Origin of the sequence: Nitrospira japonica (genome assembly GCF_900169565.1) — a bacterium.
Taxonomy (GTDB): domain Bacteria; phylum Nitrospirota; class Nitrospiria; order Nitrospirales; family Nitrospiraceae; genus Nitrospira_C; species Nitrospira_C japonica_A.
On the sequence record NZ_LT828648.1, the window covers coordinates 1,724,529 to 1,738,652 of the forward strand.

General features: G+C 57.8%; 14 protein-coding genes. 8 read left to right on the forward strand and 6 right to left on the reverse strand.

What is annotated here, in order from left to right; translation table 11 throughout:
• Positions 1 to 6 precede the first annotated feature (6 nt).
• The gene (locus NSJP_RS08275; protein ID WP_080886440.1) at positions 7 to 975 is read right to left on the reverse strand and encodes a VIT1/CCC1 transporter family protein; all 969 of its coding nucleotides are present in this window, start codon (positions 973 to 975) and stop codon (positions 7 to 9) included.
• Positions 976 to 1,109: 134 nt separating this feature from the next.
• On the opposite strand from NSJP_RS08275, the gene NSJP_RS08280 reads away from it, so the two are divergent.
• Entirely contained in the window at positions 1,110 to 1,982 is an 873-nt protein-coding gene (locus NSJP_RS08280) for a response regulator (protein WP_080886441.1), read from the forward strand.
• Between the two features lie 515 nt (positions 1,983 to 2,497).
• Here NSJP_RS08280 and NSJP_RS08285 read toward each other — a convergent pair.
• Positions 2,498 to 3,166, reverse strand: a complete 669-nt coding sequence (locus NSJP_RS08285; RefSeq protein WP_080886442.1) for a hypothetical protein — start codon at positions 3,164 to 3,166, stop codon at positions 2,498 to 2,500.
• Positions 3,167 to 3,495: 329 nt separating this feature from the next.
• On the opposite strand from NSJP_RS08285, the gene NSJP_RS08290 reads away from it, so the two are divergent.
• Entirely contained in the window at positions 3,496 to 3,813 is a 318-nt protein-coding gene (locus NSJP_RS08290) for a response regulator (RefSeq protein WP_080886443.1), read from the forward strand.
• 57 nt (positions 3,814 to 3,870) lie between these two features.
• On the opposite strand, the gene NSJP_RS08295 is transcribed toward NSJP_RS08290, so the two are convergent.
• The gene (locus NSJP_RS08295; protein WP_080886444.1) at positions 3,871 to 4,236 is read right to left on the reverse strand and encodes a hypothetical protein; all 366 of its coding nucleotides are present in this window, start codon (positions 4,234 to 4,236) and stop codon (positions 3,871 to 3,873) included.
• A 128-nt stretch (positions 4,237 to 4,364) separates the two neighbouring features.
• The gene (locus NSJP_RS08300) at positions 4,365 to 5,384 is read right to left on the reverse strand and encodes an alcohol dehydrogenase (RefSeq protein ID WP_080886445.1); all 1,020 of its coding nucleotides are present in this window, start codon (positions 5,382 to 5,384) and stop codon (positions 4,365 to 4,367) included.
• A 108-nt stretch (positions 5,385 to 5,492) separates the two neighbouring features.
• Here NSJP_RS08300 and NSJP_RS08305 point away from each other — a divergent pair, with 108 nt between their 5' ends.
• Positions 5,493 to 6,344, forward strand: a complete 852-nt coding sequence (locus NSJP_RS08305; protein ID WP_080886446.1) for a cyclase family protein — start codon at positions 5,493 to 5,495, stop codon at positions 6,342 to 6,344.
• Positions 6,345 to 6,473: 129 nt separating this feature from the next.
• On the opposite strand, the gene ahcY is transcribed toward NSJP_RS08305, so the two are convergent.
• Both ahcY and metK read right to left on the reverse strand, forming a co-directional pair.
• Positions 6,474 to 7,733 carry an adenosylhomocysteinase gene (gene ahcY / locus NSJP_RS08310; RefSeq protein WP_080886447.1) on the reverse strand — a complete coding sequence of 420 codons (1,260 nt, stop codon included), beginning with the start codon at positions 7,731 to 7,733 and terminating at the stop codon, positions 6,474 to 6,476.
• A gap of 117 nt (positions 7,734 to 7,850) precedes the next feature.
• Positions 7,851 to 8,999: a methionine adenosyltransferase gene (metK, locus tag NSJP_RS08315; RefSeq protein WP_080886448.1), complete on the reverse strand. Its 1,149-nt coding sequence runs from the start codon at positions 8,997 to 8,999 to the stop codon at positions 7,851 to 7,853.
• 365 nt (positions 9,000 to 9,364) lie between these two features.
• Here metK and resB point away from each other — a divergent pair, with 365 nt between their 5' ends.
• The 5 genes from resB to NSJP_RS08340 all read left to right on the forward strand — a co-directional run bounded on the left by resB (position 9,365) and on the right by NSJP_RS08340 (position 13,850).
• A complete protein-coding gene (gene resB / locus NSJP_RS08320) occupies positions 9,365 to 10,792 on the forward strand; it encodes a cytochrome c biogenesis protein ResB (RefSeq protein WP_080886449.1) in 1,428 nt (475 codons plus the stop codon).
• A gap of 108 nt (positions 10,793 to 10,900) precedes the next feature.
• Positions 10,901 to 11,815: a c-type cytochrome biogenesis protein CcsB gene (gene ccsB, locus NSJP_RS08325; protein WP_080886450.1), complete on the forward strand. Its 915-nt coding sequence runs from the start codon at positions 10,901 to 10,903 to the stop codon at positions 11,813 to 11,815.
• A 138-nt stretch (positions 11,816 to 11,953) separates the two neighbouring features.
• Positions 11,954 to 12,556: a TlpA disulfide reductase family protein gene (locus NSJP_RS08330; RefSeq protein ID WP_172834234.1), complete on the forward strand. Its 603-nt coding sequence runs from the start codon at positions 11,954 to 11,956 to the stop codon at positions 12,554 to 12,556.
• Positions 12,553 to 13,092 (forward strand): peroxiredoxin family protein, encoded by a 540-nt coding sequence (locus NSJP_RS08335; protein WP_080886452.1) that lies wholly within the window; start codon positions 12,553 to 12,555, stop codon positions 13,090 to 13,092. Before NSJP_RS08330 ends, NSJP_RS08335 begins: the two co-directional genes overlap by 4 nt.
• A gap of 11 nt (positions 13,093 to 13,103) precedes the next feature.
• Positions 13,104 to 13,850 (forward strand): cytochrome c biogenesis CcdA family protein, encoded by a 747-nt coding sequence (locus NSJP_RS08340; protein ID WP_080886453.1) that lies wholly within the window; start codon positions 13,104 to 13,106, stop codon positions 13,848 to 13,850.
• Positions 13,851 to 14,124: the final 274 nt, after the last annotated feature.

Here is a 14,124-nt window from a genome sequence, read left to right on the forward strand (position 1 = left end):
AGCGTCTTACAGCGCGATGCCCCAGATGCGCTTGGCGAGTAGCCCGATCCCGTAACTGACACTCACGGCCACCGTGATGATCGCCAGATTCAGCAGTATCCGACGCGTGATATCCATGCCGGACAGAAACGACAGGATGGTTGAGATGATCACGACCATGAGGCCGGCGGTGATCACGGAAAACACAGCCGTATCCGCGCCGAGCAGCACCGGGAACACGGGGATGGTCGCACCAATGAGATAGGCGATGCCCACGAAGGCCGCGGACGCGAGCGGCGGTTCGGCCATCACCGTCGATTCGGAGATTTCCCCCAGAAATCTTTTCTTGGCGCTCTCCGTCGCTCTGACCTCCTGTTCGGAATTGAGCGCCAGGAAGGCCCCTGCCGCCATCGAGAGCGCACCGGCCACCGCGGTCGTCGACGAGGCGATCAGCACGAGCGAGGCGCTGCCAAAAGCTCCGAAAAATCCGCTGACGGCGCCAAGAATTTCGACCAGCCCGTCATTGAGGCCCAAGAAAATGTTGCGGATCTTCTCGGCGTTGATCTTTCGTTCGGTCAGACTGGTCACCAGCACGTCCTCATGTTTGAATTCGTCCATCAGAATGTCGTGGAGAGCCGCCCCCAGCGATTGGCCATGAAACTGCGTCCAGAGCGTCAGATACTTCCGAACTCCGTGGACTTCTATCGCTTCCAACACCAGATGCACGGCGGTCACTCCGAAGAGGCGGCAGGTAAGGGTGAGAAGCCGCAGCTTGATGGATCGGCGCACATCGAGGTGTTCGATATCCATGGCGAAGAAGCGTTTCCAGAAAGCCAGATGGTCGACTTCGACCGCAATCAGCGCATCAAGAATCCGTTGTGCGTCAGGGTCGCGCGTGATGTCACGCAACTTGCGATAGAGTGAGAGATCGAACAGTTCGTCCAGGATCAGAGTTCTGGCCAGGGAGAGATCGTGCGAAACGCGGGGGTCTGTCATGGGGAGTGAATACCGGTTGCCGGATGATTATAGCGAATAGCCCCCCACACCGTCGACAGACCGTGAGCGCTGCAAGGATGAAACGTCTATTCCTGCGGTTTTCTTGACGAAGTCGCCGTACTACGATAGAAAACTTGAAGAGAACGGTCGGAACCGCCACGAAAGGCTTCACGACGATGCACCGCGCCCCCAGACGATCCCGCACCCTGATCAGGATCCAGGCAGAGTTCCAAGGCATCTCGGAAGATGCGTCGATCAAAGGAAAGGGGTATACGCTCGATCTGAATATCAACGGATGCAGGATTGAAAGCAACACCTCCGTGCCTCGGGGAAGTTATATACGGTTGAGACTGGCCATTCCCAAAGCTCCACACCCGGTGGAAATCGGCATGGCCCGAGTTCGATGGGTGCAAACCGGATCATTCGGAGTCGAGTTCATCCAGCGGTCAGCGGAGGACCTCCCGTACATCAGTCGAGCGACGACAGAGAGCAGCCGGGAGGTGACTGTTCAGGCGCTGCAGCCAAAGTCGGGAAAGGCTCCTTGCACGGTCCTCGTCGTGGAGGATGATCCGGACGTGCTGCATTTGTGTGCCAAGACACTCGAGGGTGTGGACTGCAAGGTCCTTAAAGCCTCGGGGAGCTCGGAAGCATTACAAATCTGCAGCACCCACAGTGGAGCGATTCATCTCCTCCTGGTCGATTTGGTTCTACGCCCGCCGGTGTTGCAACTGATGTCGGGACATGAACAGTATCCACGCGTTCATGGCTCTGATCTCATCGAGCATATTCTCCGAATCAGGAAGAAGTGCCATGTGGTCTTCATGTCGGGTCATGATGAGACGGCGCTGAGGGCGCTCGGTATCGAAGTCGGTGGCGCCTTGTGTCTCCAGAAGCCATTCAGCCGCGAGGATTTACTGATGGCGATCAATCAAGCCATGGCGGGACCGCCCATGGTCTCCAAGGCTCCTCATTCGGGGGCGGTCAAGCGGGCCGTCAACGCAAGGTAACGTCGGTTCCCCTCTCAAATTCTTCCCTTCGGCGAGGGCGCAGCCTCCGCCATCTTGGACGACGGTGTCCTCATTCAGTGATCTGTTGGACCGTATCGGCGTTCGATTTTCTGAATTGCGATCCGCACGCACGTCGGCGTGATGACTGGAAAAACGGAGCGTAGAAGACGCCCTCGGAAGACTGAGGTGTGGGCTTGTCGATCGACGGCCGGATCGCACACCAAACCCTTGGATGTTCCTCATCCGCTCGGCCGGCACCCGTTGATCCGAGGCTCCGGTCAACCGATTAGGAAATACGCGCCAAGACCGGCGACCGTAAGCAGGACGATGCCCAGCATCGCCTTTTCATGGCCGCAGAGGCCTTCTTGTGCCTTACAAACTGCGAGGGAGCACATGACTGACATGAGTCGTCCCTCCTTCGGTGATGATTCAGGCTATACACCGGCCTGCTGGCGAGTCAACCCCGGCATTTGGAAGGGGTCGTTGAGGTTCGGCGGTATGACCGATCGGCATCACTATTTAAATCGGTAACCCAACATCACGCCGGCTTGCACCATTTTGGCGTCGGGATCTTCAAAGCCGACCGATCGGAAAAACACCCCGACGGTGAAGTTGAACAGCCGAAGGCCGGCGTCCGCCGTCACACCTATCCGTGACGTAGGGTTCGGCGCGACATTTGCCGTCGCGGCAAAGGGCATCAGCACTCCGATCTTCGCATAGCAATGCTCGTATTCGGCCCCTCCGCCGACTGCTGCATAAGGAAAATTAATGGAGGTCCAGGAGTTCACTGCGTTTTCCCGACTCCAATGCTCATAACCCAGACCGGCAAACGGATACAGTTCCAATTTCTCCGTCGGGCGAAAGCCATAGCGGAGGTCGGCGTAAAATCGGCGTCCTTCATTGGGAATAATCCCTGCGTCGTCGTCCAATTTTTCCCCCAACCACCAGTTCTCGAAGTTGAAACCAACCCCCAGGCGATCGAAACGCGCCAAGGCATTGATCCCCAGCGCGACAAGGGATTTGTGTCCCCCGACGCCTTCTAACTGGTCCCAGGCAATCGTGCCTCCTTTGGCATAGGGTTCAAGTTCGATCTCGGCCGGCCCCACAGTAAAGGCCTGAGCGGTTTCCCAGGGTTGCATGGCCAAAAGGCAGACAACCACGATCCCCAAAGCTCGCGCGATCATGAGCATCCTTTCCTATCACGATGAGGTGGTGAGTCACGGAATAGGCTGACGGGAAGGTTGAACAGAATAAATGGTGAATCCTTTCGAATTCCTTCAAGGATCCATATAGATACAGGACCGGCGGTGCGCCGATCCATAACAATTTTCATCGGCCGGAAGTCTTTGAATTGCTTGTCGATATCGGTGCGCTTTTGAAGTTGTAGTTCCCGGAACATTTTGTGCTCGAACGACCATCTGGATTACTTTGACGGGCGAATCCGCCTGCATGCGTGCGAGGGTTGGATGGCCGATGAGCAGGGCGCTAAAGGCTTCTCTTACGATCCGCTGATATGCTCAAGTCAGCCGGGTATGACGTTTTGGAATCGTGTGATGGGTTGGATGCGCTGGACCATTTGAGGAACATGCCGTCGCCGCCCGCACTTGTTCTCACCGATGTCATGATGCCACGGATGACCGGTCCTCAGCTCGCTGTTCAGATCGAGGCCATGATGCCGGGCGTTCGGTTGCTGTATATGTCGGGGTACTCGGATCAGATCTTGGGGCCGTTGGACGGTACGTTGCGGTCCTTCATTGCCAAACCTTTTCGGCGTCAGCACCTGATTCTCCGGATCCGAGAGGCGCTGCTAGGGAGAAGTGAGCCCGCGTAAAGCCGAACGGCCGCTGGCGGGACCATACACCGGCAAGCTGCGGACCGACGAGGGGGACTATCGGCAATTGGGCGGGGGACTGTTTCCGAAGACCTGTTTGAGGTTCGTCCACCGCTCGAATTCGCTGGGTGAGAGATCGCGGGCTCCCAGGCTGCTCGATTTCGTCGACAGCTTGACCCATTCCTCGTACATGGCACATTCCTCGGCCGAAGCGGCGGGAATCCGGGATTGCGTGTCCCTCATGGGTTTGACGTTCTCTCCGGGAGCCGACCCTTTCGAATTGAACTCCGGCGATTCGGGAATCGTGCTGAAGCCTTCCCGATTCGATTCCTGTAGCGGCTGGCAACCGGCACGAGGGGTGTCGGTATAGACGTCGCCCGGGCACACATACAAAGCCGCTGCAACCACGATGGCGTCCAGCATGGATCCCTCCCTTAGTCGGAACTCTGTGTTCCATCACCCTAGCATGGGTCGTTTAATCCCGAAAGCAAAACGAGGGTTTTGCAGAGAGGGGCACGAGTGGTTAGCAGCCCATTCCAACGCGTGTCCCGTCACCGTTCCATGGTCAGTACCACACGGAAACGGGCTTGTCCGCTTATCATACGGTCATAGGCGGCCGACGCCTGTTCAAACGGAAACGTCTCAATCATCGGACGAATGCCCGTCAGGGCGGAGAACTTCAGCGTATCTTCCGAGTCGCGAGCCGTGCCCGACGGCCATCCTTGCACGGAACGCCTGGCTCCAATCAGTTGGATCGGTGTCACGGTAATGGGATCCGCGGCAGCTCCCACGACGAGCAATTTCCCGCCGACTGCGAGTCCATCGATCAGTTCCGACATGGCCCGGCTGTTCGGTGCGGTTGCGAGAATGACGGAAGCGCCCCCCATCTTGGCTAATTCACCTGCCGCGTTGACGGTTCCTCCGTCAAGGTAGTGCGAGGCTCCGAGTTTCAAGGCCAGGGCTTCCTTGTCCTTGCCGCGGCCGACGGCCACCGTGCGAAAGCCCATCTTGCTTGCGAATTGAATGCCGAGGTGGCCAAGGCCGCCGAGTCCCTGCACGGCTACGATATCGCCGGCGATGGCTCCGCTGTGACGGAGACTATTGAACGTGGTGACTCCCGCGCAGAGGAGCGGGGCGGCTTCTGCAGGAGAAAGTCCGTCGGGGATTGCAGCCACGGCTTCGCTACGGGCGATCATGAATTGGGCATATCCGCCGTCGCTCATGAATCCGGTGACAATAAAATTCTGGCACCCCATGAAATCGCCTCGACGACAGGGCGTACAGCGACCGCAATGGCCGCCGTGCCAACCCACGCCGACCCGTTGGCCCTTCGTCCACTCCGTGACGTCGGCTCCCACGGCGTCGATCACTCCGGCAATCTCATGGCCGGTCACCCGCGGATATTGCAGCCCGGGCCAATGCCCTTCCTTGACGAAGACGTCGCTATGGCAAACGCCGCAGGCTTGGATTTTGATACGGACGGTGTTGGGCGTCGGTTCCGGGACATTTCGGCTTACGACTTCGAATCGGCCTCCCGGACTGTTGATTTGTATCGCGGTCATCTGAGCCATGTTCGATCTCCTTGATGGGATGCGAAGGAATACTTCGAGCCTAGATGATTGGATCTTTCAGCGCAAGACGCGATATGGTTGACGAACGAAGTTGAGCCGGGAGGAGTGATGAAAAGCGAGTCTGTGTTTCAGAGGGATCGTTATCCGACCGGATTGATGCTGGGACTCGGTATGTATGCGATGATGAGCGTGGCATGTGCTGAGCATCCCCCTCAACCTCCTTTCTCAGCTCTACCACAATCCCGGTTGGTCGATCTGACCCATCCCTTCGGTAGCGAGACGATCGTGTGGCCCACCGAGCAGGACATCAAAGTGATCGTGCAGCACGCAGAGGATATGCCGGGTGGGTATTACTACGCCTCCAATCGCTTGGAACTTCCGGAACACGGCGGCACCCACATGGATGCACCCATACATTTTGCCAGGGGAACACAGACGCTGGATCAGATTCCAATCGATCGCCTCGTGGGTGGCGCGGTTCGCATCGATGTCGCCGATCAATGTGCCAACGACCGCGACTACCGCGTCGAGATCCGGGACCTTGAGCGATGGGAGTCAAGGCATGGCCGGATACCGGTTCATGCGATCGTGTTGCTGGATACGGGATTTGGACGATTGTGGCCGGCGAGACAACAGTATCTCGGGACGGAGTTGAGGGGGGCAGAGGGGGTGGACGCGCTGCATTTTCCCGGCTTACATCCCGATGCGGCGGTTTGGCTGGTGCGTGAGCGACAGGTTAAAGCCGTCGGCATCGATACCGCGTCGATCGACTACGGTCGATCAACCAAGTTTGAGACGCATGTCGCGCTGCTCTCTCACAATGTGCCGGTGTTCGAAAATCTCGCCGACCTCAGCGGACTTCCCAATCATGGATTCGACGTGATTGCGTTACCGATGAAAATCGCCGGCGGTACCGGAGGACCACTGCGGATCATTGCCATTGTGCCAGAGCCGAGATGACCCAGCGGGAGATTCTTGGAGTGAGCATGAGAGCAGAGCCAGATACAGCTCAGGTACCAAAAACATCGAAGGCCACCTCGGTTGAGGTGGCCTTCGATATGTGGCATCTCGCGAACGGACTACCCGCGATCAGGTCCCCATTTCCCAGGATGCCAGATACTTCTTCTGCTCCGTCGTCAGCGTGTCGATCTCCACGCCCATGCCCGCGAGCTTCAAGCGAGCGATCTCTTTGTCGATGGCCGGTGGAACCGGATAGACTTTTTTCTCCAGCATCTTATAGTGCTTGACGAGGTACTCCGCGCCGAGCGCCTGATTCGCGAAGCTCATATCCATGACGCTCGACGGATGGCCTTCGGCCGTCGCCAGGTTTACGAGCCGCCCTTCACCGAGCAGGCTGACTCGGTTTCCGTTCTTCTTGAAGGTGAACTCTTCGACGCCGGTCCGCACGATGCGGCGCTTCTTGGCCAGCTTCTCCAAAGCCGGAATGTCCAACTCCACGTTGAAGTGGCCGCTGTTGCAGACGATCGCGCCGTCCTTCATGACGGCGAAGTGTTCCCCTCGAATGACATGGAGATTTCCCGTGACGGTCACGAAGAAATCACCGATCGGAGCAGCCTGTTCCATCGGCATGACCCGGAATCCGTCCATAACCGCTTCGAGTCCCTTCAACGGATCGATCTCGGTCACGATGACATCGGCTCCCATTCCCTTGGCTCGCATGGCGATTCCGCGCCCGCACCAGCCGTAGCCGACCACGACGACCACCGAGCCGCAGATGAGCCGGTTGGTCGCGCGCACAATGCCGTCCATCGTCGATTGCCCGGTGCCGTAGCGGTTGTCGAACATGTGCTTGGTGTCGGCGTCGTTGACCGAAATAACGGGGAACTTCAGCACCTTTTTCTCCGCCATGCTTCGCAGACGGATCACGCCGGTGGTGGTTTCTTCGGTGCCGCCGATCACGTTCCGAAGGAGGTCCTTCCGCTTGGAATGGAGGTGCGACACGACGTCGGCTCCGTCGTCCATCGTCACGTGGGGGCGATGGGCGATGGCCGATTCAATGTGACGATAGTAGGTCGCGTTGTCCTCGCCCTTGATGGCGAAGGTTGGAATGCCCTCGTGCTGAACCAGGGCGGCGGCGACGTCATCCTGGGTGCTGAGAGGATTGGAGGCACAGAGGCGCACATCCGCTCCCCCCGCCTTCAAGGTGATGGCCAGGTTCGCCGTTTCCGTCGTGACGTGCAGACAGGCGGTCACGCGGACACCCTTGAGCGGCTGCTGCCGTTTAAACCGCTTTCTGATGAGCCGCAACACGGGCATGGTCACTTCGGCCCATTCGATTTTGAGTCTGCCCTGGTCGGCCAGCTTGATATCTCTCACGTCGTAATCCACTGATATGCCTCCTCGTTAAACGTCACACATGACGCGTAAATCTGAATGATTCCAGAAAAAAGGGGACGGGTTGCGACCCGTCCCCTTCTGGTTCTGTGCCTAGCGCGAGTCCAAGTGCTACAGTCCTGCTTCTTTGCGCAGGACTTTCGCCTTGTCGGTCTTTTCCCAGGTAAACTCCGGTTCGCTCCGGCCGAAATGGCCGTAGGCGGCGGTTTTTCTGAAGATCGGACGACGAAGTTTCAGGTGCTCGATGATGCCGCGCGGGGTCATTGGGAAATGTTTGCGCACGAGCTTGTCGAGGTTGTCGACCGATACCTTCTCCGTGTTCTTCGTATCGACCAGGACGGAAACCGGATCGGCCACGCCGATCGCGTAAGCCAGTTGCACCTCGCACTTGTCGGCCAAGCCGGCCGCGACGAGGTTCTTGGCGATATAGCGCGCCATGTACGAGGCGGAGCGGTCGACCTTTGTGGGATCCTTCCCTGAAAATGCGCCGCCGCCGTGGCTGCCGTGTCCGCCGTAGGTATCCACGATGATCTTACGGCCCGTCAGACCCGTATCCCCCATCGGGCCGCCGACGACGAACCGGCCGGTGGGATTGATGTGATGCTTGACGCTGGTCGGATCGTAGAGGCCTTTCGGCATGATCGGCTTGATCACCTTCTCCATGATGCCGCGTTCGATCTGTTTGTTCGTGACATCGGGGCTGTGTTGAGTCGAGACGACGATCGTGTCGATACGAACCGGTTTTCCGTTCCGATATTCCACGGTGACTTGAGACTTGCCGTCCGGTCGCACCCACGGCAGGATATTCTTCTTGCGGACCTCGGCGAGGCGACGGGTGAGACGATGGGCCAGGACGATCGGCATCGGCATGAGTTCGGAAGTCTCGTTCGTCGCGTAGCCGAACATCAGCCCCTGGTCGCCGGCCCCTCCGGAGTCGACTCCCATGGCGATGTCGCCCGATTGTTGGTGGATGGCCGTCAGGACCGAGCACGTATTGCAGTCAAACCCCCATGACGCGTCGGTATAGCCGACGTCTTTAATCACGTCACGGATGATATCGGGAATTTCCACGTAGGCCTTGGTCGAAATTTCGCCGGCCACGAACGCGATTCCGGTCGTCAGGATCGTTTCGCATGCCACGCGGGAAAATTTATCCTGGGCGATGATGGCGTCCAGGATCCCGTCGGAAATCTGATCGGCGATCTTGTCGGGGTGGCCTTCCGTCACGGACTCCGACGTAAACAAATAATTGTTTCTCATGGGCTCCTCAAATTCGGTGGACGATTGTCCGGCCTCTACCGTGTATTCAGCGCGGCTTGACCGGCAATTGCGTAGTTCTTGCGATAGTAGCGGAGAGAGGGTGGGGTTGTCTATCTATTCGATAGTATGGATGCGCACGCAATAGTGGTAGCGAGGCCCACCGGAATGCTCCACGCTCGCTTGACACTACTTTTCGGGCACTTGTAAGATGGCGCTTTCGAGGCCTTCCTCCCTTGGTTGTATCAAAGGACCTATCGCCAGTGACGGTATCTCCTTCCGGCCTGTAATCGTCCTTGTCAATCGGTGACGGCGCCCGGGGCCAGAAGATTGCGTGTCTGGTGTAGAGAAATGGAATTTGTCAGACCATGAACGGTCAGCCTGACGCGACCGCCGAGCGCGAAACGCCCCGCAATCCCGCTCCTGGGCTTGGCTGGGAAGAATTCTCCCGCGAACTCGTGGAATTCTTCGCCTCGATCAAGCTGGCGATGTTTCTCTTCCTCTTCATCGCCGTTACCGCCACCATCGGGACGGTCATCCAACAGGGAGAACGACCCGAGACCTACATTCAAGAGTACGGCGAGAACGCCTACCGGTGGTTTCTACGGTTGGGCATCACGGATGTCTATCATACGTGGTGGTTTACCAGCCTGCTGGGATTGCTGTGCGTCAATTCCCTGACGTGCTTCTATAAGCGATTTCCCTCGGTGTGGCGGTCGATGAAGCAGGACAAGGTCAGCGTGTCGATGGCCTTCGTCAAAGGCATGAAGCAACAGGCCGAGATTCCCGTCCGTGGCGACAAGGAAGCGGTCGCCCAGTCGCTGGCCCAGCATTTTATCGAGCGAGGCTACCGCGTCTTGGCGAAGAATGAGGCGGGAGAAGTCACGGTATACGCCACCAAGGGCGTGCTCGGGCGCGTCGGTGCCCATATGGCACACTTGAGTGCGACGGTGATCGTCGTGGGCGGTCTGCTGGGCAGCTACTACGGATTTCAGGAGTTCGGCGTCTGTCTGGAGGGACAGACGTATCACATTCCACGCGGAGACTTCGATCTCAAAGTCGATAAGTTCTGGATCGACTATCACGAGAATGGGGCCGTGAAGTCCTACAACAGCACCCTGACCGTCATCGAAGGCGGTAGGCCTCAGTTGACCAAGACGATTACCGTGAACGATCCCCTCGTCTATAAAGGCATCTGGTTCTACCAGTCCAGTTACGGGGACGCCTGGGATCAGATCGAGATCGCACGGCTCAATATCAAGGACAAAGAGTCGGATAAAATCATCAAAACGGTCGACCTCGAATGGCAGAAAGAGCAGGCGATCGACGAGCTGAAATTGAAGCTGGCGCTTACGGACTTCGTCGCCGATTTTGCCTTCAACTCGACCGAGAAGAAGGTCTATTCCAAGACCGTCGAACATGCCAATCCGGCGATCAAATTGACCGTCAACGAGCGGAGCACCGTGGACGCCACTCCGTGGATCTTCTATCAATTCCCCGACCTCTTCGACATCAAGGATTCAAAGTACCAGTTTGAATTGATCGGCTATAAACCGAAGAAATACACCGGGCTTCAGATCGCCAAGAATCCCGGCATCAACATCGTCTGGCTCGGTTCCACCATGATCGTGGTCGGCATCACGCTGTCGTCCTTCATCTACCACCGACGGTTGTGGACGAAGATCGTCTCGTCCGAGCAGGGCTCGACCGTGCATTTGGGCGGAACGACGCACAAGAGCCAGATCGATTTTCAGAAGGAATTCCGTAAGCTTACGGAAAAAATCCGTACGTTCTGATCTGCGACGGGGAGGTAGTCAAACGGCTGCTTTCTTGGGTATCATGACTGATGCTGGGCAAGACCGCCGCAAGTTGATTCGCAAGTTGATCCGAGAGACGGAGGCTGCATGGTCCGATCACTTTTTCTGTTCGACATGACGTTCTGGTTGTATCTGGCGGCGTTGACGCTGTATGTCGCATATCTCTTCGCCAGGCGGCCTGCCATGGCGTTGGCTCCCGCAGGCCATCCGTCCGAGGATTTCGAGGAACGGGACGGCGCCTGGGCGACGCAGTTGGGTCAGGTCGCCACGCTGGTCACCATCTTCGGATGGCTCGTGAATACCGGGGCGTTGCTGACCCGGGCGTTTGAACGGCTGGAACATTCCGGCACGTTCGCACCCTGGTCCAATCAGTTTGAAGCCATGGCCTATGTGTCATGGGCCATCATCCTGGGCTACGTGTTATTGGAGGTGCGATACAAGATCAAGGCGATCGGCGCATTCGTCGTCGGAATCGGATTCATTGCGATGGGCGCGGCGTCGCTGTTGCCGTATCGCTACCAGACGGCCGAACCCCTCGTCCCGGCCCTCAACAGTTATTGGATTTACATTCATGTCTCCGTCACGCTGACGAGCTATGCGGCGTTTGCCATGGCGGGAGGACTCGGGTTGATGTATCTGTTCAAAGAGCGGGCGGAGCTCCGGGGAAGCCAATCCCGCTTTTACGCGGCGTTTCCCGAGTTGGAGACCATCGATGAATTGGGCTACAAGGCCATCATGATCGGGTTCCCGTTACTGGCCTTCGGCATCATCCTCGGCGCCATGTGGGCCAACTATGCTTGGGGCGGCTACTGGAGTTGGGATCCGAAAGAAACCTGGTCGTTGATTGTGTGGCTCATCTATGGCGCGTACATTCATGCCCGCATGACCCGAGGATGGGAAGGACGACGAGCCGCGATCTATGCGGTCTTCGGGTTCCTCATGGTGATCTTCTGTTTTTGGGGGGTGAACTTCCTCTTGTCGGGATTGCACGCCTACGCGTAGCAACGGGACGCTAGTCCCGGCCGCCGGCGCCAAGTTCGTTTGCCTGCTCTTCATTGTGCCGGATGTCGGCTCACCGTCAAGACGGCTGCGCGTGCCGGGTCGGTGAGTCACGGAGGGATGCCCTTGCTTGATCAATCCATGCCTGTCTCGACGAGCAAACCCGGCCCCACTCGGCTGCTGATTCTGATCGCCGGAACGGTGATTCTGGTTTTGACGTTCGCCATCGTCTGGCTCCAGAGTGCAAAGTACGAACCGCTGGCCGTGGGCAAATCGGCTCCGGACTTCGCGTTGTCCGATCTCAACGATAAATCCTATCGGTTGTCGGACTTTCGCGGAAAGGTCGTGTTCTTGAATTTCTGGGCGACGTGGTGCAAACCGTGCCGGGAAGAAATGCCGTCAATGGAGATCCTTAACAAGAACTTCGAGAAGGACGGGCTGGTTATTCTCGCGGTGAGCATTGATCGCGTGACGACGACGAAGGAGATTCCTCCGTTCGTGAAGGGACTGAATCTGACTTTTCCCGTGTTGATCGATTCCTGGGGCAAGACTGACAAGCCGTACAAGCGGATGGGAGTGCCCGAAACGTTTATCATCGACCAGGAGGGCATCATTCGGGAAATCGTGATTGGGCCCAGAGACTGGACGAGATTGGACAGCCTGCAGATATTGACCAAGTTGCTGAACGTCACCCCAAAGGCTGCGACCATCGGGCCGGCCGGATTGACGATTGTGAAGGGATGAAACGCATTGCCTTGCAGGTAGGTCTCGTGGTGCTGGCGTTTGCCGGAGCCGGACCCCTGTGGTCCGATGCGGGCCCGGTTGTTCCGGTTGCCAAGCGCAGTCTGGTCAAGCCAGGGGACACGGCGCCGAACTTTCAGTTGCGGGATCTCGAGGGCCGGATGATGTCGTTGTCGGACCTGCGTGGTAAAGTGGTGCTCATCAATTTTTGGGCGACGTGGTGCGGCCCATGCCGGGTGGAAATGCCCGCCATGGAACAACTTTATCGGGACTATTCCAGGAATGACTTCGAAATTCTGGCCGTGTCCACCGATCCCCAGGGCGTGGCCGTCACCAGGCCGTTCCAGCAGGAAAATCGGTTGACGTTCCCCATTTTGCACGACGCCGAATATCGCATCGGGCTCGTCTACGGCGCGCGCAGCCTCCCCATGACATTTATGGTCGATCGCCAAGGGGTCGTGCGCCATCAAATCTTCGGCGCGCGTGACTGGGCCGCCCCGGAGGCCCATCAACTGATCGACCTGTTGCTGAAGACATAGGCAGGCCGACCTTGTCCCAGTCGATGTCCAATATCTCGCTGATCGCGGCATTTTCCGCCGGGCTGTTGTCCTTCGTGTCGCCCTGCGTGTTGCCGCTCGTTCCTTCCTACATTTCTTACATCACGGGGTTGTCGATCGAGGAACTGACCGATGCCGGCACACGATCTCGCTTTCGATCGGAGATCGTGGCCAACGCGCTGTTGTTCATCGCGGGATTTTCGGCCGTCTTTATCGCGTTCGGCGCATCCGCCAGCTTCGTCGGCCAACTATTGATCACCTATCAGGACCACATCCGTCGCATCGGCGGCGTGTTGATCGTCATTTTCGGCCTCTATCTGCTCGGAATCTTGAACATCAATTTTCTTCAGATGGAGCATCGATTCCAGTTTCGCAATCGGCCGGTCGGCTATGCCGGCTCCTTTCTGATCGGGATTGCCTTCGCGGCCGGATGGACTCCTTGCGTCGGACCGGTGCTCGGCACGATCCTTCTGTATGCGAGCACCACCGATTCGCTGATGACCGGAGTCTTGCTGTTGACCAGCTATTCCTTGGGGTTAGGACTTCCCTTGTTTCTGACGGCCCTCGGCGTCGACCGGTTCCTTGCATACTTCAAGCAGGCTCGTGCCTACCTCTGGGGAGTGTCGACCGTGAGCGGCGTGCTGTTGGTGGTCGTGGGCATTATGATCTATGCGAACTCGCTGACCATGATCACCAGCTTCCTGGAGCGGTACGGCATCGGCTGGTATCTCGGCCAGTGACGTGATGTTGAAAAAGTCCTTCAGCATCGTTCTCACGTCGCTCATTGCGGCCGACCGCGGAACGAAGCGTCTCGGCGCTTCGGGGATTCCTGTTTCTTCATAAGGCCTGCCTGAACGTTTCAAGGGGCTATCCTTCCCTCACTATCACCTCTTATCGGCAAGACCCCCTGAGGGCCTTGTGCGTCCGCTCGGAGAATTCTCAGGGCGCGTCACGAGTTTTCGGGCTGGCGGAACAGCTTGTTCAGCGAGCGAGGAGCCGAAGCATACGTTGTTC

Excerpts from the sequence above, each read along its gene's own strand:
- NSJP_RS08275 (WP_080886440.1), bottom strand. The coding sequence starts at position 975 with ATGACAGACCCCCGCGTTTCGCACGATCTCTCCCTGGCCAGAACTCTG.
- NSJP_RS08305 (WP_080886446.1), top strand. The coding sequence starts at position 5,493 with ATGAAAAGCGAGTCTGTGTTTCAGAGGGATCGTTATCCGACCGGATTG.
- ccsB (WP_080886450.1), top strand. The coding sequence starts at position 10,901 with ATGGTCCGATCACTTTTTCTGTTCGACATGACGTTCTGGTTGTATCTG.
- NSJP_RS08330 (WP_172834234.1), top strand. The coding sequence starts at position 11,954 with ATGCCTGTCTCGACGAGCAAACCCGGCCCCACTCGGCTGCTGATTCTG.
- NSJP_RS08290 (WP_080886443.1), top strand. The coding sequence starts at position 3,496 with ATGCTCAAGTCAGCCGGGTATGACGTTTTGGAATCGTGTGATGGGTTG.
- NSJP_RS08335 (WP_080886452.1), top strand. The coding sequence starts at position 12,553 with ATGAAACGCATTGCCTTGCAGGTAGGTCTCGTGGTGCTGGCGTTTGCC.
- metK (WP_080886448.1), bottom strand. The coding sequence starts at position 8,999 with ATGAGAAACAATTATTTGTTTACGTCGGAGTCCGTGACGGAAGGCCAC.
- resB (WP_080886449.1), top strand. The coding sequence starts at position 9,365 with ATGAACGGTCAGCCTGACGCGACCGCCGAGCGCGAAACGCCCCGCAAT.
- NSJP_RS08295 (WP_080886444.1), bottom strand. The coding sequence starts at position 4,236 with ATGCTGGACGCCATCGTGGTTGCAGCGGCTTTGTATGTGTGCCCGGGC.
- NSJP_RS08285 (WP_080886442.1), bottom strand. The coding sequence starts at position 3,166 with ATGATCGCGCGAGCTTTGGGGATCGTGGTTGTCTGCCTTTTGGCCATG.
- NSJP_RS08300 (WP_080886445.1), bottom strand. The coding sequence starts at position 5,384 with ATGGCTCAGATGACCGCGATACAAATCAACAGTCCGGGAGGCCGATTC.